Consider the following 24,806-nt stretch of genomic DNA (forward strand, 5'->3'; position numbering starts at 1 on the left):
TCGAGGAGATGGTGGCCGCCTTCGACATCGACGCGGTCAACGCCAACCCGGCGCGCTTCGACCTCAAGAAGGCCGAGGCGATCAACGCCGACCACGTCCGCATGCTGGACGTGAAGGCGTTCGCCGAGGCCTGCGGCCCGTGGCTGAAGGCCCCGTTCGCCCCCTGGGCGCCCGAGGCGTTCGACCAGGCCGCCTTCGAGGCGATCGCGCCGCACGCGCAGACCCGTCTGACCGTGCTCTCCGACATCACCGACAACGTCGACTTCCTCTTCCTCGACACGCCGGTGGAGGACGAGGCGTCCTGGCAGAAGGCGATGAAGGACGCGGCCGCCGCCTCGGCGCTGCTCACCACCGCCCGCGAGAACCTGGCGGCCGCCGACTGGAACGCCGAGGCCCTGAAGGACGCCGTGCTCACCGCCGGCGAGACCCACGGCCTCAAGCTCGGCAAGGCCCAGGCGCCGGTCCGGGTCGCCGTCACCGGCCGCACCGTCGGGCTGCCGCTCTTCGAGTCCCTCGAAGTGCTCGGCCGCGAGCGCACCCTGGCCCGCGTCGACGCCGCCCTGGCGAAGCTCGCCGGCTGACCGCGGTACGCCGATCCGCCCCGGGCCCTTCCCCAGGAGCCCGGGGCGGCACGCTTCCCGGACCACGCCATGCGCCGCAGGACCAGGCCCCCGATCCCCCCGCTGCCCCAGCGCCGCGGGGTCGACCCCGTGCGCGTGCGGCTGCCCGGCACCGGGACCTGGGCGACGGTCCGCGACCACCTCGTGGACCGGTTCGGCGCCGCGGTCTCCCCGGAGCGGGTGGACGCCATGTTCGCGGCCGGGGAGGTGCACGGCGCCGACGGCCCGCTCGCCTCTGACGCCGCCTACCGTCCGGGCGGCTACGTCTGGTTCCACCGGGAGCTGCCGGAGGAGGTCCCGGTGCCCTTCGGCATCGAGGTGCTCCACCGGGACGACCGGCTGCTCGTCGTCGACAAGCCCCACTTCCTCGCCACCATGCCGCGCGGCGGCCACGTCGTGGAGACGGCGCTCACCCGGTTGCGCCACGACCTCGCGCTGCCCGAGTTGAGCCCGGCCCACCGCCTCGACCGGCTCACGGCGGGCGTGGTGATGTTCGTGATCCGCCCCGAGCTGCGCGGTGCCTACCAGACGATCTTCCGGGACCGGCTGGCCCGCAAGGAGTACGAGGCGGTGGCCCGGCACGACCCCGCCCTGGCGCTGCCGCGCACGGTGGAGAGCCGGATCGTGAAGGAGCGCGGTGAGATGGCGGCCCGGGAGGTCCCCGGCGAGCCCAACGCCCGCAGCCACGTGGAACTGCTGGACCACCGCGACGGGCTGGCCCGCTACCGGCTCCGCCCCGAGACCGGCCGTACCCATCAGTTGCGGGTGCACATGAACGCCCTGGGGGTGCCGATCCTCGGCGACCCCGTCTACCCGCACGTCCTGCCGCCCGCCGCACCCGGCGACTTCTCCCGCCCGCTGCGGCTGCTGGCCCGGGTGCTGGAGTTCGACGACCCCGTGACGGGCGAGCGCCACCGTTTCGAGAGCAGCCGGACGCTGTTCACCCGGTGTGCGCCACGTGCCGGTACCCCGGACGGAGCACAGGGCTAGAGTCGGCATATGCCGATCCGCGCCGTGCTCTGGGACATCGACGACACGATCTTCGACTACTCGGGCGCCGAGCGGGCCGGAGCGCTGCGTCACCTGGAGGCCGAGGGTCTGCTCGGCGCGTTCGGCGGCGAGGAGCGGGCGCTGCGGACGTGGCGCGAGGTCATGGAGACGCACTACGCGCGCTTCCTCACCGGCGAGCTGACCTTCACCGAGCACCGCAGGGAGCGGGTCAGGGCCTTGCTGGGGCCGACCGTCGGCGACGCCGCGGCCGACGCCTGGTTCGCGGCCTACTACGTCCATTTCGAGGCCGCCTGGGCGGTCTTCCCCGACGTCGTACCGGCCCTGGAGGCCCTCACCCCCGGCTACCGGCACGGCCTGCTGTCCAACTCCAGCACCGCCCACCAGGAGCGCAAGCTGGCCCGGCTGGGCCTGCGCGACCGCTTCGAGTGCCTGGTGTGCTCGCAGGAACTGGGGCACGCCAAGCCCGCGCCGGCGGCCTTCCTGGGAGCGTGCCGGGCGCTGGGACTACCGCCGGCGGAGGTCGCCTACGTGGGCGACAAGGCCGACACCGACGCGCGCGGCGCGGACGCGGCGGGCCTGTACGGGGTGTGGCTGGACCGTACGGGTTCCGTCACCGCGCCGGACCTGCGGCGGATCACGGGGCTCGCGGAGCTGCCCGCACTTCTGGCGGCGGATACTCGTTTTGGAGCCCCGTCACCGATCGGGTAATGTTCTTCCTGCGCCGCCCGGGCGGGCCGAAAAGGCCAGCGCGGGAAGCGCGGCCAAACAAAACCCCCCACGGGGGGTTGAGTTTTGGTGGGGTATGGTGTAATTGGCAGCACGACTGATTCTGGTTCAGTTAGTCTAGGTTCGAGTCCTGGTACCCCAGCGCAGATCTTCTGCAAAGCCCCCGTTGTGTAGCGGCCTAGCACGCTGCCCTCTCAAGGCAGTAGCGCCGGTTCGAATCCGGTCGGGGGTACTGATCTCTCTGGCAGGGATCGCTAGGGCCCCCGTTGTGTAGCGGCCTAGCACGCCGCCCTCTCAAGGCGGTAGCGCCGGTTCGAATCCGGTCGGGGGTACTTGACACACCATGGGGTATGGTGTAATTGGCAGCACGAGTGATTCTGGTTCATTTAGTCTAGGTTCGAGTCCTGGTACCCCAGCACATTTCCACAAGACTTGCCCCCGTTGTGTAGCGGCCTAGCACGCCGCCCTCTCAAGGCGGTAGCGCCGGTTCGAATCCGGTCGGGGGTACATCGAGGAGAGGCCCCCCGCTTCGGCGGGGGGCCTCTCCTGTTTCCCCGTCCGCGGCCGTTCCTGGCGGCCCGCCTCACCCAACTCCGAAGCGGCGCCGGGACTCCTCGGCCTCGGCGAGCCGGCGCAGGCTCAGCAGCACGGGCTCGTAGAGCACCGTGAGCGTCACGGCGGCGGCCGCCTGTTCCAGCGGGGTGTCGTACGTCTCGACCAGATCCAGGTCGTGGACGGCCTGTTGGGCGGCCAGCCGCGCGTAGGGCGCCAAGTGCCGTGCGCCGCTGGGGTATCCGAGGCGGGTCAGGGCGGCGACCGCCGTGACGAGCATCCGGTACGCGGGGGAGGGGCCGTGCTCCTCGCCGCCGTACCGCCAGCCGAGTTCGGCCATCAGCCCGTCCACCTCGCGGCGGGCGGTCTCCGTCGCCGGGTCGTCCTCGTCGGGCTCCGGGCCGTGCGGCAGGACGAAGGTGGCGGCGCCGAGCCGCAGGTGCTGGTTGAGCGACTCGTCCTCCACCGCGGCGAGCACCTCCCGTGCGGTGGCCACCGGCACCTTGCCGATCTGGATCAGCGCCCGGACGAACCGCAGCCGGCGCAGGTGCTCCTCCCCGTACTCGGCCTGCGTGGCCGTGACGCGACGGCCGGGCTGCAGCAGTCCCTCGCGCAGGTAGTACTTGATCGTGGCCGTCGCCACGCCGCTGCGTTCACTCAGCTCCGCCAGTCGCATTCCCTTGCGCCCTCCATTGGATAGTGGCACTATCCAAGCATGGATAGTGCCACTATCCAAGACGACCGACAGGGGGATCCTCATGTCCGCGCAGCTGATTCCGGGCCGCAACACCGCCGCCGCCGAGGGCGGCATCGTCGTGTTCCTCATCGGGATGCGGATCAACCGCTTCCGGTCCCTGGGCAGCTGGCTCCCGGTGTTCCGGGCCATGCCGCGCATGCTGCGGGAGCTGTCGCAGGACGACGGGAGCGGGTTCCTCGCGTACCGGCTGCTGTTCGGGGGACCCCGTGTGATCTACGTCGTCCAGTACTGGAAGTCCACGGAGCAGCTCTTCGCCTACGCCTCCCAGCAGGACAAGCAGCACCGGCCCGCGTGGGCGGCGTTCAACCGCCGCGCGCGGGCCGGCAAGGGCCGGGTGGGCTTCTGGCACGAGACGTACGCCGTGCCGGCGGGCGGCTACGAGTCCGTGTACGTCGACATGCCCGCCTTCGGACTGGGCGCCGCGACCGGGGTCGTCCCGGTGGGCCGCCGTGGTGAGACGGCGGCCCAGCGGCTGAAGGCGGGCGAGGGGCGGGCGGCCTGAGGCCGGTGCCCCGGGCTCAGCCGCTGCGGCGCAGGGACTCGGACAGGCGGGCGGCGGCGTCGACGACGGACTGGGCGTGCATGCGCCCGGGGTGCCGGGTGAGCCGCTCGATCGGGCCGGAGACGGAGACCGCCGCCACGACGCGGTTGGACGGGCCGCGCACCGGGGCCGAGACGGACGCCACGCCCGGTTCGCGCTCGCCGATCGACTGGGCCCAGCCGCGGCGCCGTACGCCGGAGAGTGCGGTGGCGGTGAAGCGGGCCCCCTGCAGCCCGCGGTGGAGCCGCTCCGGCTCCTCCCACGCGAGCAGGACCTGGGCGGCGGAGCCGGCCTTCATCGGCAGCGTGGAGCCGACCGGGACGGTGTCCCGCAGTCCGGACAGCCGCTCGGCGGCGGCCACGCAGATGCGCATGTCGCCCTGGCGGCGGTAGAGCTGGGCGCTCTCGCCGGTCATGTCGCGCAGATGCGTGAGCACCGGCCCGGCCGTGGCCAGCAGGCGGTCCTCGCCCGCCGCGGCGGCCAGTTCGGACAGCCGCGGGCCGAGGATGAAGCGCCCCTGCATGTCGCGCGCCACCATCCGGTGGTGCTCCAGGGCGACGGCAAGACGGTGTGCGGTGGGGCGGGCGAGACCCGTGGCGCCCACGAGCCCGGCCAGGGTGGCCGGGCCGGACTCCAGTGCGCTCAGCACCAGAGCCGCCTTGTCGAGAACGCCGACGCCACTACTGTTGTCCATGCAACGATACTCGCGTCTCACTCTGTGAAACGCAAGTTCAATTTTCCGGCGGACGCGGCACGCTGGAATGCACAGGGCCGCTGCGGCCACTCCCCACAAGGGGGCGGACACGCAGGGCAACGACGAACAGGCCGGCAGAGCGGCCGGTCGGAGGGAATGCGATGGCACGGACACTCGCGGAAAAGGTCTGGGAGGATCACGTCGTACGGCGCGCCGAGGGCGAGCCCGACCTCCTCTTCATCGACCTGCACCTGCTCCACGAGGTCACCAGCCCGCAGGCCTTCGACGGTCTGCGGATGAACGGCCGCCCGGTGCGCCGGCTGGACCTCACCATCGCGACCGAGGACCACAACACACCCACCCTCGACATCGACAAGCCGATCGCCGACCCGGTGTCGCGCACGCAGCTGGAGACGCTGCGCAAGAACTGCGCCGAGTTCGGGGTGCGGCTGCACCCGCTGGGCGACGTCGAGCAGGGCGTGGTGCACGTCGTCGGCCCGCAGCTGGGCCTGACGCAGCCGGGCATGACGGTCGTCTGCGGCGACAGCCACACCTCCACCCACGGCGCCTTCGGCGCGCTGGCGTTCGGCATCGGCACCAGCCAGGTCGAGCACGTGCTGGCCACCCAGACCCTGCCGCTGGCCCCGTTCAGGACCATGGCGATCACCGTCGACGGCGAGCTGCCCGACGGCGTCAGCGCCAAGGACCTGATTCTGGCGATCATCGCCAGGATCGGCACCGGCGGCGGTCAGGGCTACGTCATCGAGTACCGCGGCTCGGCCATCGAGAAGCTCTCGATGGAGGCCCGGATGACCATCTGCAACATGTCGATCGAGGCGGGCGCTCGGGCCGGCATGATCGCCCCCGACCGGACCACCTTCGACTACCTGCAGGGCCGTCCGCACGCCCCGCAGGGCGAGGACTGGGACGCCGCGGTCGCGTACTGGAGCACGCTCAGGACCGACGAGGACGCCGTCTTCGACCACGAGGTCGTCATCGACGCCGCCTCCCTGTCCCCGTTCGTCACCTGGGGCACCAACCCCGGCCAGGGCGCCCCGCTGAGCGCCTCCGTGCCGGACCCGGCCGGCTTCGAGGACCCCAGCGACCGCCTGGCCGCCGAGAAGGCCCTGGAGTACATGGCCCTGGAGCCCGGTACGCCGCTGCGCGAGGTGAAGGTCGACACCGTCTTCGTCGGCTCCTGCACCAACGGCCGCATCGAGGACCTGCGCTCCGCCGCCTCCGTCGTCAAGGGCCGCAAGATCGCCGACGGTGTGCGGATGCTGGTCGTGCCCGGTTCGGTCCGGGTCGCCCTGCAGGCCGTGGAGGAGGGCCTGGACAAGGTCTTCAAGGAGGCCGGCGCCGAGTGGCGGCACGCGGGCTGCTCGATGTGCCTGGGCATGAACCCCGACCAACTGGCCCCCGGTGAGCGCTCCGCGTCCACCTCCAACCGCAACTTCGAGGGACGGCAGGGCAAGGGCGGCCGCACCCACCTGGTGTCGCCGCAGGTCGCGGCCGCGACCGCGGTCACCGGCCACCTCTCGTCCCCCGCCGATCTGCCCGGCGCAGCCGTCCTGGAGGCCTGAGAACGATGGAAGCTTTCACCACGCACACCGGCCGCGCCGTCCCGCTGCGCCGCAGCAACGCCGACACGGACCAGATCATCCCGGCCCACTGGCTGAAGAAGGTCACCCGCAACGGCTTCGAGGACGGCCTGTTCGAGGCCTGGCGCAAGGATCCCGAGTTCGTCCTCAACCGGCCCGAGCGCCAGGGGGCGACCGTCCTGGTCGCGGGCCCGGACTTCGGCACCGGCTCCTCCCGCGAGCACGCGGTGTGGGCCCTGCAGAACTACGGTTTCAAGGCGGTCATCTCCGCGCGCTTCGCCGACATCTTCCGCGGCAACTCGTTGAAGAACGGCCTGCTCACCGTGATCCTGCCGCAGGAGACGGTCGAGGAGCTCTGGAAGCTGACCGAGTCCGACCCGACAGCCGAGATCACCGTCGACCTGGAGGCCCGCGAGGTCCGCGCCGAGGGGATCACCGCCCCCTTCGAGCTGGACGACAACGCCCGCTGGCGGCTGCTCAACGGCCTGGACGACATCAGCCTCACCCTGCAGAACGAGGCCGACATCACCGCCTACGAGACCAAGCGCCCCTCCTTCAAGCCGCAGACCCTGCAGGTCTGAGCGGTCCGGCGGCCCCCGCGGCCGCCGTCGTCCCACCTCCGCAGCGCCCCCCGCCCCCACCGGGCGGGGGGCGCTGCGGCGTGTTCGGCTCCACACCTCGTGACAACTCACCGCAGATGACACAATCGGCACATGGAACACGATGGCCAACTCGAGCTGTACGGGTTCCTCGCTGCCAGGTTGAAGCAGGCCCACACCCGGGTGGCGGGTCTGCAAGTGCCGGAGGACGTCAGGATGCAGTTGACCCGGCGGCTGCTCGTCATCACCGCGGCCGCGAAGCACGATCTCGCAGGTGCGGCAAGGCGTCTGGAGGAACTGATGAAGGACCTCGACGAAGGCCGATTCCCCGATCAAAGGTCTTCCTGAGCCCCGAGTTCGTTGCGGCACAAGGGTGATTCGCCCGTTTCGTATTTGATTTGCGGTATATATCCGCCTAGCGTGCGAAAAAGCCCGAACTTCATCGCCGGGCAAGTTTCCGAAGGGGAAGACGTGAACAAGGCGCAGCTCGTTGAAGCGATTGCCGACAAGCTCGGCGGCCGTCAGCAGGCCGCGGACGCGGTCGACGCCGTCCTGGACGCGATCGTCCGCGCGACGGTGAGCGGGGACCGGGTCTCGGTCACCGGCTTCGGCTCGTTCGAGAAGGTGGAGCGTCCCGCCCGCTACGCCCGCAACCCCCAGACCGGGGAGCGGGTCCGGGTCAAGAAGACCTCCGTCCCGCGCTTCCGCGCCGGTCAGGGCTTCAAGGACCTGGTCAGCGGGTCGAAGAAGCTCCCCAAGGTCGGAGAGGTCTCCGTCAAGAAGGCGCCCAAGGGCAGCCTGAGCGGAGGCGTCACCGCCAAGGCCACCACCAAGAAGGCCGCCGCGAAGAAGACGACGGCGAAGAAGGCCACCGCTGCCAAGGCGGCCACGGCCAAGAAGACCACCGCCGCCAAGGCCACGGCCAAGAAGGCCACCACCGCCAAGGCGACGACGGCGAAGAAGGCGGCCGCCAAGAAGACCACGGCGAAGAAGGCGACCGCCAAGAAGACCGCCCCGGCCAAGAAAGCGCCCGCCAAGTCGGCGGCCCGGAAGACCGCCACCAAGCGGACCGCGAAGCGGTAACGATTCCGCGGACCCGCACACGCCGACGGGCCGGGTACCCCTGATTCAGGGGCACCCGGCCCGTGCCGTCATGTGCTCAGGCCCCCGGGTCGGGGAAGGTCTGCAGCGTCACGAACACCACCCGGCGCCCGTCCCCGCTGCCCTCGGTGCGGATCCGCACCCGCTGACCGGGCCGCAGCAGCCGCAAGCCCCCGGCGTCGAACGCCGCCGCGTCGAACGGCAGCGGCGTCCCGTCGTCCAGCAGCACGCTGCCGGCGCGGGTCTCGGGGTCGTAGGTGTACGCGGTGGCCTGCATGGGCCTCAGCCTATCGGGCACCGCTTCCCGGGGCCGGTGCGCCCGCGGCCGGGCACCCGGCGGGCCCGGGCACCGCGGGACCCTCCTGCGAAGCCGCCCGAAGTCCGGGCCGCAGCAGCGCCCGCGTGTGCGGCCCGACCCCCAGCACCAGGGCGGCGGCCAGGTCCTCGCCCGTATCCACGTCCCGGCGCACGGAGTCCACGTCCGGCAGGACGATCTCATGGGCGCCGGAAGCCCGGTGGCGGGCCCGTGAGGGTCCCCCGAAGGCCGGCGCGAGGGCGGTCCCGGCGGTGGCCGCCAGCAGCGTGGTGCCGATTCCGGCCGCGTCGGCCAGAAACGACCGTCCTGGGCGCCGCGCGGCCGCGCGGAGCACCGCTGCCAGTTCGGCGGGCCGCAAGGCCGGGAGATCGGCGTTCAGGGCCGCCACGGCCGCCGTGGGGTGGCGCCTGCGGACCACCTCGGCGCCGTGCCGCAGCGCGGCGTTGAGCCCGGCCGCCGGGGAGTCCGCCTGGACGCGCGCCCCGAGGGCCGACAGCGCGGCCCCGGCGAGCGGATCATCGGTGACGACCGTCACATTTCGTACCGCCTCGCAGGAGAGGGCGGCGGCCACCGTGTCCTGCGCGAAGGCCAGTGCCAGCCCGGGCCGCACGGGGCCGACGGCCTCCGCGAGGCGGCTCTTGGCGGCGGCCAGCGGCTTCAGCGGGACGACGAGCGACCATTCCACGGGTGGTGACACCGAACTATTGTGCTCGGGTCCCCCGGGCCCACCGCCACCCTGCCCCCAACCCCCCTTCCCGGCGGCCCGTCTCCGGGTGCACGATCTCCCTGGTACGTGCCCGGGCCTCCTGGCCTCGGTGCTTCCGCCGGGGAGCACCCCGAGGGCCTTTCGCCCTGGCGTTACGGTGGCCCTACCGGCGACACTTGTGCGGCCGCACCGGCCGTACGGTGCCGCCGACCACAGCAGGCCGCGATCCGGTGATCCCGGGTCGGCGGCGGAACGAGGAGGAGTTCTGGTGTCCCGCCGCAGAATCGGCTTCTGGTACCGGCTCGCAGCCGTCATCGCCAAACCGCCGCTGGTCGTTCTCTTCAAGCGGGACTGGCGCGGAATGGACCACATTCCGGTCGAGGGCGGATTCATCACGGCGGTCAACCACAACTCGTACCTCGACCCGCTGTCGTACGCGCATTTCCAGTACAACAGCGGGCGGGTCCCCCGCTTCCTCGCGAAGGCGCCGCTGTTCAAGCCCGCCTTCGTCGGCGCGATCCTGCGCGGCACCGGCCAGATCCCCGTCTACCGGGAGAGCACCGACGCCGCCAACGCCTTCCGGGCCGCGGTGGACGCCATCAACTCCGGCGAGTGCGTCGCCTTCTACCCGGAGGGCACGCTGACCCGCGACCCCGAGATGTGGCCGATGGTGGGCAAGACGGGCGTCGCCCGGGTCGCGCTGATGACCAAGGCCCCCGTGATCCCGGTCGCCCAGTGGGGCGCCAACGAGGTCATGCCGCCGTACGCCAAGGAGAAGAAGCTCCGCCTCTTCCCGCGCAAGACGCTGCGGGTCGTCGCCGGGCCGCCGGTGGACCTGTCGGCCTTCTACGGACAGGAGGCCAGCGTCGAGGTGCTCAAGGACGCCACCGACACCATCATGGCCGCGGTCAGCGAGCTGCTGGGCGAACTGCGCGGTCAGACGCCGCCCGCCGAGCGCTTCGACCCGCGCAAGCAGAAGGGCAGCACCAAGTGACGACGCGCTGCGCGGTCTACGGCACGGGCTCCTGGGGCACCGCCTTCGCGATGGTCCTCGCCGACGCGGGTGCCCAGGTCACCATGTGGGGCCGCCGCCCCGAGGTGATCGAGGCCGTCAACAGCACGCGCAGCAACCCGTACTACCTGCCCGGGACCGAGCTGCCGGAGTCGATCCGGGCCACCACCGACCCCGCCGAGGCCGCCCGGGACGCGGAGTTCGTGATCCTCGCCGTACCGTCGCAGACGCTGCGCGGCAACCTGGCCAAGTGGCAGTCGCTGCTGCCCCGCGACTCCGTGCTGGTCAGCCTGATGAAGGGCGTCGAACTCGGCACGGCCAAGCGGATGAGCGAGGTCATCGAGGAGGTCGCCAAGGCGGGCCCGGAGCGCGTCGCCGTGCTGTCCGGCCCCAACCTGGCCAAGGAGATCGCCGCGCGGCAGCCCGCCGCGAGCGTGGTCGCCTGCCGTGACGAGTCCGTCGCCAAGCGGCTGCAGGCCGCCAGCCACACCGCGTACTTCCGCCCGTACACCAACACCGACGTCGTCGGTTGCGAACTCGGCGGCGCGGTGAAGAACGTGATCGGCCTGGCGGTGGGCATCGCCGACGGCATGGGCCTGGGCGACAACACCAAGGGCTCGCTGATCACGCGCGGACTGGCGGAGACCACCCGGCTCGGCATCGCGCTCGGCGCCGACCCGCTGACCTTCTCCGGCCTGGCGGGTCTGGGCGACCTGGTCGCGACCTGCTCCTCGCCGCTGTCGCGCAACCACACCTTCGGCTTCAACCTGGGCAAGGGCATGACGCTGGAGGAGACCATCGCGGTCACCCGGCAGACCGCCGAGGGCGTCAAGTCCTGCGAGTCGGTGCTCGACCTGGCCCGCCGGCACGGCGTCGACATGCCCATCACCGAGACCGTCGTCGACATCGTGCACAACGGGAAGCAGCCCGTCGTCGCGGTCAAGGAGCTGATGTCGCGCTCCGCGAAGTCGGAACGCTGACGTCCGGAACGGTAAGGTCAACGCGACATGAGCATTCAGCCTTCTTCCCGCAAGCCGCGCGTCGCCGTCGTCTTCGGCGGACGCAGCTCCGAGCACGCCATCTCGGTCGTCACCGCAGGCGCGGTGCTGAGCGCGATCGACCGCGACAAGTACGACGTGCTGCCGATCGGCATCACCACCGACGGCCGTTGGGCGCTCACCGCCGACGACCCGTCCCGGATGGCGATCGCCGACCGCACGCTGCCGAGCGTCGCGCAGCTCACCGAGTCCTCCGACGGCACGGTGCTGCTGCCGGTGGACCCGGCCAGCCGTGAGGTCGTCTACAGCGAGCCCGGCTCGGTGCCCAAGGTCCTGGGCGACGTCGACGTCGTCTTCCCCATGCTGCACGGCCCGTACGGCGAGGACGGCACCCTCCAGGGCCTGCTGGAGCTCTCCGGCGTGCCCTACGTCGGCTCCGGAGTGCTCTCCTCGGCCGTGGGCATGGACAAGGAGTACATGAAGCGGGTCTTCACCTCCTTCGGCCTGCCCGTCGGCCCGTACGTCGTGATCCGCCCGCGCGAGTGGGAGAACGACCCGGCCGCGGCCCGCAAGAAGGTCGTGGACTTCGCCGCCGACCACGGCTGGCCGGTCTTCGTGAAGCCCGCCCGTGCCGGGTCCTCCATGGGCATCAGCAAGGTGGACGACCTCGCCGGCCTGGACGAGGCGATCGAGGAGGCCCGCCGGCACGACCCCAAGGTGCTCGTGGAGTCGCTGCTGCGGGGCCGCGAGATCGAATGCGGCGTCCTGGAGTTCGAGGACGGCCCGCGCGCCTCGGTCCCCGCGGAGATCCCCCCGGTCACCGCGCACGACTTCTACGACTTCGAGGCGAAGTACATCGACTCCGCCGAGGGCGTCGTCCCCGCGCCGCTGACCGCGGAGCAGACCGCGCAGGTGCAGCGGCTCGCCGTGGCCGCCTTCGACGCGGCCTCCTGCGAGGGCCTGGTCCGTGCGGACTTCTTCCTGCAGGACGACGGCGAGTTCGTGATCAACGAGATCAACACGATGCCCGGCTTCACTCCGATCTCCATGTACCCGCGCATGTGGCAGGAGAGCGGCGTCGGCTACGCGGAACTGGTGGACCGGCTGATCCAGGCCGCGCTGCGGCGCTCCACCGGCCTGCGCTGAGCCGCGAGCGGTCCGCCGGGCGCGTCAGAGTTCGGAGGGGATCGTCGTCTCCACGGCGCGTCCGAGGTCGGTCAGCGGATCGACCTCGGGCGCGTAATCGGCCGGCACCGTCACCTCGACGAAGGTCCTGCGGCCGGTCGTCGTGAAGCGGTAGCCGTCGCCGGTCTTCTCGATGAGCCAGCTCACGCCGTTGACCTCCACCGCGTCCGCGGTGGGGTTGTACACCGCGCTGCCCGGGGTCAGCATCTCGGGTCGCGGCACGCCGCAGCGCAGCACCACCGTAGGATCCCCCCATCCGGCGGTGAGGTCGGATACGGGGCTCACCGAGCGCTTCGACAGGCCGTCGACCTTCCGCGGCAGCGCGTCGTGGAGGGCGCCGCACATCCGGGCGGCGGAGGCGGAGGGCGACGGGACGGCGACCCCGCCCGCGGCACCGCCGGAAGCGGAAATCCAGACCGCCGCCGCGGACAAGCACGCGACGGCGGACAGGGAGACGAGCGCGACCCGGCGGTACATCACCCGCCGAGCCTACAGGGGGCCTACAGATGGACGACCGGACAGGTCAGGGTGCGGGTGATGCCCTCCACCTGCTGCACCTTCGCCACCACGAGGCGCCCCAGGTCGTCGACCGTGTCGGCCTGGGCACGCACGATCACGTCGTACGGACCGGTGACGTCCTCGGCCTGGATGACCCCGGAAATCTTGGAGATCACCTCCGCTACTGCCGAGGCCTTCCCGACCTCGGTCTGGATCAGAATGTACGCCTGTACCACGGAACCTCCAGGGCGGCTACGAGGATCATGTGGGAGGGAACGTCACGGTACCGCGTCGCGGTATGCCGCGGGGAGACCCGCGCGGTACCGGCCGCGCCGAAGCCGTCGCGCAAGCGCACACAGAAGGGGACCGGCCAGGTGAAGGGGACAGTCAGATGAAGGGCACCGTGGGCGAACTGGGGGAGTTCGGGCTCATCAGGGAGTTGACCGCCCGGCTCACCTCCAGCCCCGCCGTCCGGCTCGGACCGGGTGACGACGCCGCCGTGGTCGCCGCCCCGGACCGGCGGGTGGTGGCCACCACCGACGCGCTCGTGGAGGGGCGGCACTTCCGCCGTGACTGGTCCACCGCCTACGACGTGGGCCGCAAGGCCGCCGCGCAGAACCTCGCCGACATCGCCGCCATGGGTGCCGTCCCGACCGCGGTGCTGCTCGCCCTGGTCGTCCCGGCCGACCTGCCGGTGACCTGGCCGGTCGAGCTGATGGACGGCATCCGGGACGAGTGCCAGGTGGCCGGCGCGGCCGTGGTCGGCGGCGACGTCGTCCGCGGTGACACGATCATGGTCTCCATCACCGCACTGGGTGACCTGCGCGACCGCGAACCCGTCACCCGATCCGGTGCCCGCCCCGGCGACGTCGTCGCCGTCACCGGCTGGCTGGGCTGGTCCGCGGCGGGACTCGCCGTCCTCTCCCGGGGATTCCGCTCCCCGCGGGCCTTCGTCGAGGCCCACCGCCGTCCCGAACCGCCGTACCACGCCGGTCCCGCCGCCGCGGAACTCGGTGCGACGGCCATGACCGACGTGAGCGACGGGCTCGTCGCCGACCTCGGCCACATCGCCACCGCCAGTGGCGTCGCCATTGACCTGTCCTCCGCCGACATCGACATCCCCGCGCAGATGGCCGACATCGGCCAGGCCGTCGGGGTCGACCCGCTGCACTGGGTGCTGACCGGGGGAGAGGACCACGCGATAGTCGCCGCCTTCCCCCCGGACACGAAGCTGCCCGCCCGCTGGCGGGTCATCGGCCGGGTGGTGAAGGCCACCACGGCACCCCAGGTCACCGTGGACGGCGCCCCCTGGGACAAGGCGGGCGGCTGGGACCACTTCGGATCCGAGTAGCGGACGGCGACTAGATTCGCCGTATGACGATCCCACCGCGTGTGCTCACCGTCGCCGGCTCCGACTCCGGCGGCGGCGCGGGCATCCAGGCCGACCTGAAGACCATGCTCGCCCTCGGCGTCCACGGGATGAGCGTGGTCACGGCCGTCACGGCGCAGAACTCACTGGGTGTCCAGGGCGCCTGGGACCTGCCGGTGGACGCCGTACGGGCCCAGTTCCGCAGCGTCGTGGACGACATCGGCGTCCAGGCGGTCAAGACCGGGATGCTTTCCTCGGCGGAACTCGTCACCGCCGTCGCCGAACTCCTCGCCCCGCTCGACGTCCCCGTGGTCGTCGACCCCGTCGGTGTCTCCAAGCACGGCGACCCGCTGCTCGCCGCCGGCGCCGTCGACGTCGTACGGACCCGCCTGCTGCCGCTCGCCACCGTCGCCACCCCCAACCTGGACGAGGTGCGCCAGATCACAGGAGTCGTCGTGGACGGCGAGCCCGCCATGCGCGAGGCCGCGGCGGCCGTCCTCAAGTGCGGCCCCCGCTGGGTCCTGATCAAGGGCGGGCACCTCAGCGGCGCCGCCGTCGACCTGCTCACCGACGGCAGCCGCGAGCACTGGCTGCGCGCCACGCGCCTCGACAACCGGCACACCCACGGCACCGGCTGCACCCTGGCGTCCGCCGTCGCCTCGTTCCTGGCGCGGGGTCTGGACGTCCCCGAGGCGGCCCACGCCGCCAAGGAGTACGTCACCGGCGCCATCGCGGCGGGCTTCCCCCTGGGCGGCGGCATCGGCCCCGTGGACCACGCCTGGCGGCAGCGCTGAGGTGAACCGGCGGGAGGGCACAGCAGAAAGCCGGTCCACCACGAGGGTGGACCGGCTCCGGTAGCCGCAAGGCTGCGCTACGACGTCCTATGCGTCAGCGCGCGACCTTGCCGGCCTTGATGCACGAGGTGCAGACGTTGAGGCGCTTCGGCGTCCGACCGACCACAGCACGCACCGTCTGGATGTTGGGGTTCCAACGACGGCGAGTACGGCGGTGCGAGTGCGAGATGTTGTTGCCGAAGCCCGGCCCCTTGCCGCAGACGTCGCAGTTGGCAGCCACGGGTCACTCCAAAGACTTCAGATGCACTAACGGATAAATCCCGACGGCATCCGGCGTCCGTCAAAATGATTGAAGGAAGACCAGTGATGCCGAGGGACGGCCCGGGACAGCCCCAGGCAACCGGAGCAGCATACTACGTCCGCTCCTGTCCCTCGAAATTACCATGGTCAGCGGTACGGGCGGTCGCCCGGAGGGCCCCGGCGCTCAGTACGCTGCGTGCGGACACCTCCCCACCCCAGGTCCCCGGCCGCCCCCGCAGGAGGAAACACGTGCCGCCGACGCTCGACCCTCCCGCGGTGCGCGCATGGTGCCGGCTGTCCCTCCAGGCGCTCGGGCGGGCACGCGAGGAGATCGACGCGATCAACGTCTACCCCGTCGCCGACGGGGACACCGGCACGAACCTGTTCCTGACCGTGGAGTCCGCCGCCCAGTCCGTGGACGCCGTCTTCGAGGGCCACGCCGCCTCGGGCGGCATCCCGGACCTCACCTCGTGCCTGCGCTCCATGGCGCACGGCGCGCTCATAGGAGCACGCGGCAACTCCGGGACGATCCTCGCCCAACTGCTGCGCGGCATGGCCGAGGTCCTCGCCGAGGACGCCGGCGACCTGCGGCCGGCCCTGCGCCGGGCCGCGGAGTCCGCCTACCAGGCCGTCGCGCATCCGGTCGAGGGCACGATGCTCACCGTCGCCACGGCCGCCGCGGAGGCGGCCGCCGCCGTGACCGGCGACGTCCACGAGGTCTCCCGGGCCGCGTACGAGGCCGCCCGCCTCGCGCTGGCGGCAACTCCGCGGCAGCTGGCCGTCCTCGGCGACGCAGGTGTCGTCGACGCCGGCGGCCGCGGCCTGGTCGCCGTCCTGGGCGCCCTCGCGGACGCGGTCTCCGGGCAGGCCCCGATGGGCCCGCTCGACGACGCCCTGCGGGTGCCGTTGCCCAGGGGCGCGTCCCAGGTCGTGCCGTACGGCTGCGCGACGACCGGCGGGGACGGCGCGGACCCGCACGCGGTGCCCGGCGGGCCGGACTTCGAGGTCATCTACCTCCTGGAGGCACCCGACCGCGCCGTCCCCGCGCTGCGCACCCGGCTCGACCGGCTCGGCGACTCCCTCGTCGTCGTCGGCGGGGACGGGCTGTGGAACGTCCACGTCCACGTCGACGACGTGGGCGCCGCCATCGAGGCCGGGATCGAGGCGGGACGGCCGTACCGCATCAAGGTGACGCACTTCGGCGACCAGGCCCGCGCGCTCGAGCAGGGCCGCCGCGGGGCCATCGGCGGGCGGGGCGAGCGCACGCTCCGGGCCGTCGTCGCCGTGGTGCGCGGCGACGGCCTCGCCGAGCTGTGCGCCCAGGCCGGGGCCACCGTGGTCGCCGTACGGCCCGGGGAGCCGCCCGCGAGCGGCGACATCGCGGAGGCCATCCGCCGTGCGCACGCCCGCGAGGTCGTCCTGCTGCCCAACGACGTCGAACTGCGGCACGCGGTGGGCGCCGCGGCCGAACAGGCGCGCACGGAGGGCGTCCGCGTGGCGCTCATCCCCACCCGGTCCGCGGTGCAGGGCATCGCCGCCCTCGCCGTCCACGAGCCCACCCGGCGCTTCGACGAGGACGTCGTCGCCATGACCTCCGCGGCCGGCGCCACGCGCTACGCCGAGCTCGCCGTCGCGGAGGCCCAGTCCTGGACCATGGCCGGCGTCTGCCAGGCCGGGGACGTCCTCGGCCTCATCGACGGGGACGTCGCGGTGATCGGCGGCAACCTCGTCGAGACCGGGATCATCGTCCTGGACCGCATGCTCGCCGCGGGCGGGGAGATGGTCACGCTCGTCATCGGGTCCGACGCGCCCGCGGACCTGGCGGACCGGCTCGAGGCGCACGTCCGTGACAGCCACCTCGCGGTCGACACGGTCGTCTACGACGGCGGCCAGGAAACGTGCCCCCTCCTCATCGGCGTCGAGTAGCCGACCCCGTGTCGCCGCGTGCGGCGCCGTTGTCGTGTGCGGGCGGCTGCGCCGGGCTGCCCGGGTGTTTGTGTGCGGGTTGTCTGCGCCTGCGGCGGGCATCCCCCGCCCTCCCGCCCGATTGCCCGGCGCGGTCAGTGCGGGCCTGCGCAACGTGTGCCTGGGTCGGGGCCGCGCCGGCGCACGTCCTCAGCGCTCGCGGTTTACCCCCACATCGTTGGGCGCCGGGTTCGCCGCTCGTCTCCCCCAACCTTCGGCCGGGGGGACCCCCATGGGCGCACCCCGCCACACCCCCTCCCACGAGTTGGGGCGACTGACGGCCGGTGGGGGTGAGTAAGGCACTTGCGGCAACCCCGGACCGCTCTCTGAACCCAGTCCGGCCGTCAGCCGCCCACACGACCGGAGGGGGTGTGGCGGGGTGCCCCCACAGGCGACGAGCGGCGGACCCGGGCGCCGAACAATGTAAGGCAGCGCCGCGAGCGCCGAGGAGGTGCGCCGGCGCGGCACCGACCCCACAGCGAACGCAGCGAGGCGGTCACTTACCGCGCCGGGCAATCGGGCGGGCGGCGGGGAAACCGCCCGCCGCAGGCGCGAACAACCGGCACACAAACACCCGGGCAGCCCGGCGCAGCCGCCGCACCCCGGGCCGCAACACAAACTTTGTCGGCCCCGTGCGCAAAGATGGACGCGATGTCTGCTGCCCTTGACGAACCGCTCGCAAAATCCGTCGGCGGCCGCACCGCAAAGGTGTTCGCCGACCACCTCGACCTGCGCACCGTCGGCGACCTGCTGCACCACTACCCCCGCCGCTACGCGGAACGCGGCGAGCTGACGCGCCTGTCCGACCTCCCGCTGGACGAACACGTCACCGTCGTCGCGCGCGTCGCCAAGGCGACGAAGAAGACCTACGGCCCGGGCAAGTCGCGCCTCGAGGTGGTCGTCACGGACGGCAGCGGCTCGCTGACCCTGGTCTTCTTCGGCCGGGGGGTGTTCAAGCCGGAGCACGACCTCCTCCCGGGCCGCCGCGGCATGTTCGCCGGCAAGGTGTCCGTGTTCAACCGGGCGCTGCAGTTGGCGCACCCCGAGTACCAGTTGCTGGACGCCGAGGGCGGCAAGGAGGCCGTGGACGCCTTCGCCGGCCGGCTGATCCCGATCTACCCGGCGTGCAAGCAGGTCAACTCCTGGACGATCGCCAAGACCGTGGACACCGTGCTGACCTCCCTCGGTGCCACGCAGTGGTCCGGCACGGGTGAGCCGCTGCCCGCCGCGCTGCGGGAGTCGCGCGGGCTCGTGGCGCTGCCGGAGGCGCTGGAGAAGATCCACCGCCCGAGGTCCAAGGCCGACATCATGATCGCCAAGGAGCGCCTGAAGTGGGACGAGGCGTTCGTGCTGCAGGTGGCCCTCGCGCGGCGCCGGGCGGCGGACGACGCGCTGCCCGCCGTGCCGCGTGTGCCGGCGGAGGACGGACTGCTGAAGGCCTTCGACGCGCGGCTGCCGTTCACGCTCACCGAGGGCCAGGAGCATGTCTCGGCCGAGATCTTCGCGGACCTGGCGACGGACCACCCGATGCACCGGCTGCTCCAGGGCGAGGTGGGTTCCGGCAAGACGATGGTGGCGCTGCGCGCCATGCTCGGCGTGGTCGACACGGGCGGCCAGGCCGCGATGCTGGCGCCGACGGAGGTGCTGGCGCAGCAGCACCACCGGTCGATCACGGAGATGATGGGCGACCTCGCCGAGGGCGGCATGCTCGGTGGCTCGGACCTGGGCACGAAGGTCGTGCTGCTGACGGGTTCCATGGGGGCCGCCGCCCGCCGCCAGGCGCTGCTGGACCTGGTGACCGGCGAGGCCGGGATCGTCGTGGGCACGCACGCGCTGATCGAGGACAAGGTGGGCTTCCACGACCTGGGGCTGGTCGTGGTCGACGAGCAGCACCGCTTCGGTGTCGAGCAGCGCGACGCGCTGCGGGGCAAGGCCAAGCAGCCGCCGCACCTGCTGGTGATGACGGCGACGCCGATCCCGCGCACCGTCGCGATGACGGTCTTCGGCGACCTGGAGACCTCCGTGCTGGACCAGTTGCCGGCCGGCCGTTCACCGATCGCCACGCACGTCGTGCCGGCGAAGGACAAGCCGCACTTCCTGTCGCGCGCCTGGGAGCGGGTGCGCGAGGAGGTCGAGAACGGGCACCAGGCGTACGTGGTGTGCCCGCGGATCGGCGACGAGGAGCCGGACCCGAAGAAGAAGTCCGCGGAGGACGAGGCGGAGCGGCGGCCGCCGCTGGCGGTGCTGGAGATCGCCGAGCAGCTGGTCAAGGGGCCGCTGGCGGGGCTGCGCGTGGAGGTGCTGCACGGGCGGATGCAGGCGGAGGCGAAGGACGACGTGATGCGCCGCTTCGCCGCCGGCGAGGTCGACGTGCTGGTGGCGACCACGGTGATCGAGGTCGGCGTCAACGTGCCGAACGCCACCGCCATGGTGATCATGGACGCGGACCGCTTCGGCGTCTCGCAGCTGCACCAGTTGCGCGGCCGGGTCGGGCGTGGTGCGGCGGCCGGTCTGTGCCTGCTGGTGTCCGAGATGCCGGAGGCGACCTCGGCCCGCGCCCGGCTGGACGCCGTGGCCGGGACGCTGGACGGCTTCGAGCTGTCCCGCATCGACCTGGAACAGCGGCGTGAGGGCGACGTCCTGGGACAGGCCCAGTCCGGGACGCGTTCGTCGCTGCGCATGCTGACGGTGATCGACGACGAGGACGTGATCGCGGCGGCCCGGGAGGAGGCCACCTCGCTGGTCGCCGCGGACCCCGGACTGGAGGGTCAGCCGGACCTGCGCAGCGCGCTGGAGAGCCTGGTCGACGCGGACCGCGAGCAGTACCTCGACAAGGGCTGACGGACCGTCATTGTCAGTGCCCCCTGGGAGAATGGACACAGTCCGCGCCGATCCGCTCGGGAATAGGCGTAGTTGGACCTTTGGGGGCTGATTTCATGTCGTTCCGTCATCTCAACGAACTGCCGCTCGGTGAGAAGGTCTTCCGGATCGAGCTCTCCAGCGACGACGACACCACCGTCACCCTGACCCTGGCCGGCTGGTCCGAGGACGACCCGGACACCCTCCTCGCCTCCGGCACGCTCACGCTGCCGCTGACCGACGTCCCGTCCCTGCGCATCGCCCTCAACCGCGCCCTGCGCGCCCTCGCCCTCGTGGCCGACGTGGCCGAGCCCATACCCGACCGCGACGTGCTGCGCGAGCTGTTCCCGGGGCACGGCGCGCCCTGGGTGCCGCAGCACGAGGAGGAACTGGTCCGCCGGTTCCACGACGGCGAGTCCATCGCCCGCGTGGCCGCGCGCTTCGGCCGCACGCCCGACTCCGTCCGGACGAAGCTGCGTGAGCTCGGTCACGACCCGCGCCGCCCCGAGTTCTGCCCGCCCGACGGCTGCCTGTCCTGGTCGCGCTACGCCTCGCCGGCGCTCGTCGGGGCCGTGGAAGAGCAGGGCCGGGACTGACCTACGTATCGTGGGGGAGCGGCGCCGCGCCGGCGCCGTTCCCCCGCCCACGAGACGAATGAGCCGCAGATGACCCGCGTGATCGCCGGAGCCGCCGGTGGCCGTCGCCTGGCCGTGCCGCCGGGCAACGGAACCCGACCCACCTCGGACCGGGCGAAGGAGGGGCTGTTCTCCACCTGGGAGTCGCTGCGCGGCGTTCTGCACGGGGCGCGGGTCATCGACCTGTACGGGGGATCGGGCGCCGTCGGCCTGGAGGCGCTCTCACGCGGCGCGGCGCACGTGCTGCTGGTCGAGTCCGACCCCCGCGCCGCCCGCGTCATCCGGGAGAACGTCCGCGTGCTCGGGCTGCCCGGCGCCGAGGTGCGGGCCGGAAAGGCCGAGAAGGTGGTCGCCGGACCGCCTCCGGCGGAACCGTACGACCTGGTGTTCCTGGACCCGCCGTACGCCGTCACCGACGACGAGCTGTGCGAGATCCTGCTCACACTCCGTACGCAGGGCTGGCTCGACGCGGACGCCGTCGCCACCGTGGAGAGGAGCACCCGAGGCGGGGAATTCCGCTGGCCCGAGGGGTACGAAGGGATCAGGGCCCGGCGGTACGGCGAAGGGACGCTTTGGTACGGTCGCGCCGCCGACGTCACCGACGCGTCATGAACCACCCGCAGAACCCTCAGAGCGAGGAGTCACCGTTGCGCCGCGCAGTCTGTCCGGGGTCCTTCGACCCCGTCACCAATGGACACCTCGACATCATCGCCCGAGCCTCGCGCCTGTACGACGAGGTCTACGTGGCCGTGATGATCAACAAGTCGAAGAAGGGCCTCTTCTCGATCGAGGAGCGCATCGCCCTCATCGAGGAGGTCACCGCCGGGTACGGCAACGTGCGCGTGGAGGCCTTCCACGGCCTGCTGGTGGACTTCTGCAAGCAGCGCGACATCCCCGCCATCGTGAAGGGCCTGCGCGCGGTCAGCGACTTCGACTACGAGCTGCAGATGGCCCAGATGAACAACGGGCTGTCCGGCGTGGAGACCCTTTTCGTCCCCACCAACCCCACCTACAGCTTCCTGTCCTCCAGCCTCGTCAAGGAGGTGGCGCAATGGGGCGGCGACGTCGCGCACTTGCTGCCCCCCGTCGTGCTGGAGGCCCTCAAGAAGAAGCTCGCGCAGCAGTAGAGTCTGGAACGTGGACGTCCAGAAGAAGCTCGACGAGATCGTGGCCGCCGTGGAGGCCGCCCGGTCCATGCCGATGTCGGCCTCCTGCGTGGTCAACCGTGCCGAGTTGCTCGCCATGCTCGAAGACGTACGGTCGGCGCTGCCCGACTCGCTCTCCCAGGCCCAGCAGCTGCTGGGCGGGCGGGAGCAGATGGTCGAGGAGGCCCGGGCCGAGGCCGGCCGGATCATCGGCGCCGCGCACGCGGAACGCGGTTCGCTGATCTCCGACACCGAGATCGCCCGCCGCTCGCAGCAGGAGGCCGAGCGCATCGTCACGGAGGCGCAGCGCGAGGCCACCGAGATCCGGGCCGAGGCCGACGACTACGTCGACAGCAAGCTCGCCAACTTCGAGGTCGTGCTGACCAAGACCATCGGCTCGGTGGACCGCGGCCGCGAGAAGCTGCTGGGCCACGGCCCGGCCCTCGACGAGAACGGCTACCCGTACGCGGACGAGGACGACGCGCCGGAGCGCAGCGCCGACCCCGAGACGCTGCGCCGCCGCGCGGACGAGTACGTGGACGCCAAGCTGGGCGCCTTCGAGGCGGTGCTCAGCAAGACCCTGGAGGCCGTCGGACGGGGCCGCCTGAAGCTGACCGGCCACCGCCCCATGGACGAGCTGGGCGCCCACGACGCGGACCCCGAGGGCCAGGTCCCCGGGCAGTCCGACGCCGAGTACCTCGCGGGGCTGGCCGCCCCCGTGGCCCCCGGCGACTACCAGTACGACCCGAACGCTGTCCAGCAGCCCGACTACGGCTACCAGCAGCCGGATCCGTACCAGCAGCAGGGCCAGCAACCCGATCCGTACCAGCAGCAGGGCCGGCAACCTGATCCGTACCAGCAGCAGGGCCAGTACGCCGACCCGTACGCCGCCCAGCCGCAGCAGGCGTACTACGACCCGAACTACGGCTGGCAGCAGCCGCAGCAGACCGGTTACGAGCAGCAGCAGTACATCCCGCAGCAGCACCAGCAGGGTCAGGGCGCGGCGCTGGACGAGACGAGCTTCTTCGACACCAGCATGATCGACCTGAACCGGCTGCGTGAGCTGGAGCAGGAGCGCGGTTTGGGCTGAGCCCGGGGGACCGGTATCCTGATCCCTCAGCCGTGTGATCCCCGGCGCTTTGGCGTGCCCGCCGTCGTGGCGACGGGCACGCGCCGAACCGAAGAAAGCAGGAGCCCTGAACACCCGCCTCGACCACCGCAACCCGCTCGTGTTCGACACGCACGAGCTGGGTCGTCGTCCTGGGGCGATGAAGAAGGTCTCCCGTTCGGTGCCGGCTCCCAAGGACATGGGCATCGAGGTCATCGGTGTCCGCGAGGGCACGGAGATCGAGCTGGACCTCCGCCTGGAGTCGGTGATGGAGGGGGTGCTCGTCACGGGCACCGCCCGCGCACCGCTCTCGGGGGAGTGCGTAAGGTGTCTGGAGCCGCTCGAGCGCGAGCTCGAGACGGAGTTCCAGGAGTTGTACTCCTACCCCGACGCCGACACCCGGACCGGTGGGCACCACGGTGCCGCCGACGCCGGTGACGACGCCGAGGAGGAGGACACTCTCTTCCTCGAGGGCGACTTGTTCGACCTCGAGCCCGTGCTGCGCGACGCGGTGGTTCTCGAACTGCCGCTGCAGCCGGTGTGCCAGGACGACTGTCCCGGTCTGTGCTCCGATTGCGGGGCGCGGCTGGCGGACGACCCGGACCACCACCACGAGGTCACCGACATCCGTTGGGCGGCCCTGCAGGAAATCCAGCTGAGCGGTGCCGAGGACGGCGCCGACGAGAACCAGGAGAAGTAGCCGTGGCTGTTCCCAAGCGGAAGATGTCGCGCAGCAACACGCGCCACCGCCGTTCGCAGTGGAAGGCTGCGCCCGTGAGCCTGGTGGCGTGCGAGCGCTGCCACGAGCCGAAGCAGCAGCACATCGCGTGCCCGAGCTGCGGCACCTACAACCGTCGTCAGGTCCTCGAGGTCTGATCGGCGGGTGAGGGGCTCCATGTCGTCAGACGGCGCAACGTCGACGGACGCCGGTAAGGCAGCCTCGTCCCCCGCGGTTCTGGAAGGGCGGCTCGGGTACACACTCGAACCCGCCCTTCTGGTGCGTGCGCTGACCCATCGCTCGTACGCGTACGAGAACGGCGGTCTGCCCACCAACGAGCGTCTGGAGTTCCTCGGGGACTCCGTGCTCGGCCTGGTGGTCACGGACACGCTCTACCGCACCCACCCGGACCTCCCGGAGGGCACGCTCGCCAAGCTGCGGGCCGCGGTGGTCAACTCCCGAGCCCTGGCCGACGTCGGCCGTGGCCTCGACCTGGGCAGCTTCGTCCGCCTCGGCCGGGGCGAGGAGGGCACGGGAGGCCGGGACAAGGCGTCGATCCTCGCGGACACCCTCGAGGCGGTGATCGGGGCGGTCTACCTGGACCAGGGCCTGGACGCCGCGTCGGAGCTGGTGCACCGGCTCTTCGATCCACTGATCGAGAAGTCCTCCAACCTCGGGGCGGGACTGGACTGGAAGACCAGCCTCCAGGAACTCACCGCGGGCGAGGGCCTCGGTGTCCCGGAGTACGTGGTCTCCGAGACCGGACCGGACCACGAGAAGACCTTCACGGCTGCCGCCCGCGTCGGTGGTGTCGAGTACGGCACCGGCACCGGCCGCAGCAAGAAGGAAGCAGAGCAGCAGGCCGCCGAGGCCGCTTGGCGCGGGATCCGCGCCAAGCGCGACGCGAACGGCACTGTCGCGAGCTGAACCCGTCAGGCCCGTCCGGCCGGCCCCCGAGGCCGACCGGGCGGGCCTTCCGGTTCCCCGGGCGGGGGA

Annotated in this window: 28 protein-coding genes, 5 tRNA genes and 1 pseudogene; 27 read left to right on the forward strand and 7 right to left on the reverse strand. The window is 71.9% G+C overall.

Annotated elements, in window-relative coordinates:
* The 8 genes and pseudogenes from ACFV3E_RS17555 to ACFV3E_RS17590 form a co-directional block, all read left to right on the forward strand.
* Positions 1 to 581, forward strand: a pseudogene (locus ACFV3E_RS17555) (glutamate--tRNA ligase); the annotation flags it as partial.
* 69 nt (positions 582 to 650) lie between these two features.
* Positions 651 to 1,610, forward strand: a complete 960-nt coding sequence (locus ACFV3E_RS17560; RefSeq protein ID WP_500535454.1) for a pseudouridine synthase — start codon at positions 651 to 653, stop codon at positions 1,608 to 1,610.
* Between the two features lie 9 nt (positions 1,611 to 1,619).
* Positions 1,620 to 2,339, forward strand: coding sequence for an HAD family hydrolase (locus ACFV3E_RS17565; protein WP_500535455.1), 720 nt, complete (start codon positions 1,620 to 1,622; stop codon positions 2,337 to 2,339).
* Positions 2,340 to 2,427: 88 nt separating this feature from the next.
* A tRNA-Gln gene (locus ACFV3E_RS17570) sits at positions 2,428 to 2,499 on the forward strand.
* Positions 2,500 to 2,516: 17 nt separating this feature from the next.
* A tRNA-Glu gene (locus ACFV3E_RS17575) sits at positions 2,517 to 2,589 on the forward strand.
* A 27-nt stretch (positions 2,590 to 2,616) separates the two neighbouring features.
* Positions 2,617 to 2,689, forward strand: a tRNA-Glu gene (locus tag ACFV3E_RS17580).
* 12 nt (positions 2,690 to 2,701) lie between these two features.
* Positions 2,702 to 2,773 (forward strand) — tRNA-Gln (locus ACFV3E_RS17585).
* An 18-nt stretch (positions 2,774 to 2,791) separates the two neighbouring features.
* Positions 2,792 to 2,864, forward strand: a tRNA-Glu gene (locus ACFV3E_RS17590).
* Positions 2,865 to 2,940: 76 nt separating this feature from the next.
* On the opposite strand, the gene ACFV3E_RS17595 is transcribed toward ACFV3E_RS17590, so the two are convergent.
* Entirely contained in the window at positions 2,941 to 3,585 is a 645-nt protein-coding gene (locus ACFV3E_RS17595) for a MerR family transcriptional regulator (RefSeq protein WP_500366051.1), read from the reverse strand.
* An 82-nt stretch (positions 3,586 to 3,667) separates the two neighbouring features.
* Here ACFV3E_RS17595 and ACFV3E_RS17600 point away from each other — a divergent pair, with 82 nt between their 5' ends.
* The gene (locus ACFV3E_RS17600; RefSeq protein WP_500535456.1) at positions 3,668 to 4,168 is read left to right on the forward strand and encodes a DUF4188 domain-containing protein; all 501 of its coding nucleotides are present in this window, start codon (positions 3,668 to 3,670) and stop codon (positions 4,166 to 4,168) included.
* A gap of 16 nt (positions 4,169 to 4,184) precedes the next feature.
* On the opposite strand, the gene ndgR is transcribed toward ACFV3E_RS17600, so the two are convergent.
* Positions 4,185 to 4,901, reverse strand: a complete 717-nt coding sequence (gene ndgR, locus ACFV3E_RS17605) for an IclR family transcriptional regulator (protein WP_499514189.1) — start codon at positions 4,899 to 4,901, stop codon at positions 4,185 to 4,187.
* A 161-nt stretch (positions 4,902 to 5,062) separates the two neighbouring features.
* Between ndgR and leuC the strand changes: the two genes are divergently transcribed.
* From leuC to ACFV3E_RS17625, 4 genes are all read left to right on the forward strand, one after another.
* Entirely contained in the window at positions 5,063 to 6,484 is a 1,422-nt protein-coding gene (gene leuC / locus ACFV3E_RS17610; protein ID WP_500366047.1) for a 3-isopropylmalate dehydratase large subunit, read from the forward strand.
* Between the two features lie 5 nt (positions 6,485 to 6,489).
* Positions 6,490 to 7,083: a 3-isopropylmalate dehydratase small subunit gene (gene leuD / locus ACFV3E_RS17615; protein ID WP_500535457.1), complete on the forward strand. Its 594-nt coding sequence runs from the start codon at positions 6,490 to 6,492 to the stop codon at positions 7,081 to 7,083.
* A 132-nt stretch (positions 7,084 to 7,215) separates the two neighbouring features.
* Positions 7,216 to 7,449 (forward strand): SCO5555 family protein, encoded by a 234-nt coding sequence (locus ACFV3E_RS17620; protein ID WP_018562075.1) that lies wholly within the window; start codon positions 7,216 to 7,218, stop codon positions 7,447 to 7,449.
* Positions 7,450 to 7,572: 123 nt separating this feature from the next.
* Positions 7,573 to 8,184, forward strand: a complete 612-nt coding sequence (locus ACFV3E_RS17625; protein WP_500366044.1) for an HU family DNA-binding protein — start codon at positions 7,573 to 7,575, stop codon at positions 8,182 to 8,184.
* A gap of 76 nt (positions 8,185 to 8,260) precedes the next feature.
* On the opposite strand, the gene ACFV3E_RS17630 is transcribed toward ACFV3E_RS17625, so the two are convergent.
* Positions 8,261 to 8,479, reverse strand: coding sequence for a hypothetical protein (locus ACFV3E_RS17630; protein WP_018562077.1), 219 nt, complete (start codon positions 8,477 to 8,479; stop codon positions 8,261 to 8,263).
* 10 nt (positions 8,480 to 8,489) lie between these two features.
* On the reverse strand, positions 8,490 to 9,203 hold the full coding sequence (gene cofC, locus ACFV3E_RS17635; RefSeq protein ID WP_500535562.1) for a 2-phospho-L-lactate guanylyltransferase: 714 nt from the start codon (positions 9,201 to 9,203) through the stop codon (positions 8,490 to 8,492).
* 289 nt (positions 9,204 to 9,492) lie between these two features.
* Between cofC and ACFV3E_RS17640 the strand changes: the two genes are divergently transcribed.
* From ACFV3E_RS17640 to ACFV3E_RS17650, 3 genes are read left to right on the forward strand one after another with little or no spacing between them, the layout of a single operon-like run.
* Complete coding sequence (locus tag ACFV3E_RS17640) at positions 9,493 to 10,218, forward strand: lysophospholipid acyltransferase family protein (RefSeq protein ID WP_500325632.1); 726 nt, start codon at positions 9,493 to 9,495, stop codon at positions 10,216 to 10,218.
* A gap of 50 nt (positions 10,219 to 10,268) precedes the next feature.
* Positions 10,269 to 11,216 (forward strand): NAD(P)H-dependent glycerol-3-phosphate dehydrogenase, encoded by a 948-nt coding sequence (locus ACFV3E_RS17645; RefSeq protein ID WP_500535563.1) that lies wholly within the window; start codon positions 10,269 to 10,271, stop codon positions 11,214 to 11,216.
* A gap of 27 nt (positions 11,217 to 11,243) precedes the next feature.
* Positions 11,244 to 12,380: a D-alanine--D-alanine ligase family protein gene (locus ACFV3E_RS17650; protein WP_500333379.1), complete on the forward strand. Its 1,137-nt coding sequence runs from the start codon at positions 11,244 to 11,246 to the stop codon at positions 12,378 to 12,380.
* 24 nt (positions 12,381 to 12,404) lie between these two features.
* Here the strand turns inward: ACFV3E_RS17650 and ACFV3E_RS17655 are convergent, their stop codons facing one another.
* Together ACFV3E_RS17655 and ACFV3E_RS17660 are read right to left on the reverse strand one after the other, a co-directional pair.
* Entirely contained in the window at positions 12,405 to 12,896 is a 492-nt protein-coding gene (locus tag ACFV3E_RS17655) for a DUF3515 domain-containing protein (protein ID WP_500535564.1), read from the reverse strand.
* 23 nt (positions 12,897 to 12,919) lie between these two features.
* On the reverse strand, positions 12,920 to 13,153 hold the full coding sequence (locus tag ACFV3E_RS17660) for an Lrp/AsnC family transcriptional regulator (RefSeq protein WP_018562083.1): 234 nt from the start codon (positions 13,151 to 13,153) through the stop codon (positions 12,920 to 12,922).
* A gap of 155 nt (positions 13,154 to 13,308) precedes the next feature.
* Here ACFV3E_RS17660 and ACFV3E_RS17665 point away from each other — a divergent pair, with 155 nt between their 5' ends.
* Both ACFV3E_RS17665 and thiD read left to right on the forward strand, forming a co-directional pair.
* Positions 13,309 to 14,268 carry a thiamine-phosphate kinase gene (locus ACFV3E_RS17665; RefSeq protein WP_500535458.1) on the forward strand — a complete coding sequence of 320 codons (960 nt, stop codon included), beginning with the start codon at positions 13,309 to 13,311 and terminating at the stop codon, positions 14,266 to 14,268.
* A 23-nt stretch (positions 14,269 to 14,291) separates the two neighbouring features.
* Positions 14,292 to 15,080, forward strand: a complete 789-nt coding sequence (thiD, locus tag ACFV3E_RS17670; RefSeq protein WP_500535459.1) for a bifunctional hydroxymethylpyrimidine kinase/phosphomethylpyrimidine kinase — start codon at positions 14,292 to 14,294, stop codon at positions 15,078 to 15,080.
* Between the two features lie 94 nt (positions 15,081 to 15,174).
* Here thiD and rpmB read toward each other — a convergent pair whose 3' ends face one another.
* Entirely contained in the window at positions 15,175 to 15,360 is a 186-nt protein-coding gene (rpmB, locus tag ACFV3E_RS17675) for a 50S ribosomal protein L28 (protein WP_014628431.1), read from the reverse strand.
* 269 nt (positions 15,361 to 15,629) lie between these two features.
* Between rpmB and ACFV3E_RS17680 the strand changes: the two genes are divergently transcribed.
* The 9 genes from ACFV3E_RS17680 to rnc all read left to right on the forward strand — a co-directional run bounded on the left by ACFV3E_RS17680 (position 15,630) and on the right by rnc (position 24,737).
* Positions 15,630 to 17,306, forward strand: a complete 1,677-nt coding sequence (locus ACFV3E_RS17680) for a DAK2 domain-containing protein (RefSeq protein WP_500535460.1) — start codon at positions 15,630 to 15,632, stop codon at positions 17,304 to 17,306.
* Between the two features lie 681 nt (positions 17,307 to 17,987).
* A complete protein-coding gene (gene recG, locus ACFV3E_RS17685) occupies positions 17,988 to 20,186 on the forward strand; it encodes an ATP-dependent DNA helicase RecG (RefSeq protein WP_500535461.1) in 2,199 nt (732 codons plus the stop codon).
* 95 nt (positions 20,187 to 20,281) lie between these two features.
* Positions 20,282 to 20,800 (forward strand): hypothetical protein, encoded by a 519-nt coding sequence (locus ACFV3E_RS17690; protein ID WP_500366037.1) that lies wholly within the window; start codon positions 20,282 to 20,284, stop codon positions 20,798 to 20,800.
* A 69-nt stretch (positions 20,801 to 20,869) separates the two neighbouring features.
* Positions 20,870 to 21,451, forward strand: a complete 582-nt coding sequence (gene rsmD / locus ACFV3E_RS17695; protein ID WP_500535462.1) for a 16S rRNA (guanine(966)-N(2))-methyltransferase RsmD — start codon at positions 20,870 to 20,872, stop codon at positions 21,449 to 21,451.
* Positions 21,452 to 21,486: 35 nt separating this feature from the next.
* Positions 21,487 to 21,966, forward strand: coding sequence for a pantetheine-phosphate adenylyltransferase (gene coaD / locus ACFV3E_RS17700; protein WP_499514202.1), 480 nt, complete (start codon positions 21,487 to 21,489; stop codon positions 21,964 to 21,966).
* Between the two features lie 10 nt (positions 21,967 to 21,976).
* Entirely contained in the window at positions 21,977 to 23,074 is a 1,098-nt protein-coding gene (locus ACFV3E_RS17705) for an ATP synthase subunit B family protein (RefSeq protein WP_500535463.1), read from the forward strand.
* Positions 23,075 to 23,213: 139 nt separating this feature from the next.
* Positions 23,214 to 23,792: a YceD family protein gene (locus ACFV3E_RS17710; protein ID WP_500535464.1), complete on the forward strand. Its 579-nt coding sequence runs from the start codon at positions 23,214 to 23,216 to the stop codon at positions 23,790 to 23,792.
* Between the two features lie 2 nt (positions 23,793 to 23,794).
* A complete protein-coding gene (gene rpmF, locus ACFV3E_RS17715; RefSeq protein WP_026251550.1) occupies positions 23,795 to 23,968 on the forward strand; it encodes a 50S ribosomal protein L32 in 174 nt (57 codons plus the stop codon).
* A gap of 19 nt (positions 23,969 to 23,987) precedes the next feature.
* A complete protein-coding gene (gene rnc / locus ACFV3E_RS17720) occupies positions 23,988 to 24,737 on the forward strand; it encodes a ribonuclease III family protein (protein ID WP_499514205.1) in 750 nt (249 codons plus the stop codon).
* Positions 24,738 to 24,806 lie beyond the last annotated feature (69 nt).

The organism is Streptomyces sp. NPDC059718, from assembly GCF_042733315.1.
In the GTDB taxonomy this organism is placed as follows: domain Bacteria; phylum Actinomycetota; class Actinomycetes; order Streptomycetales; family Streptomycetaceae; genus Actinacidiphila.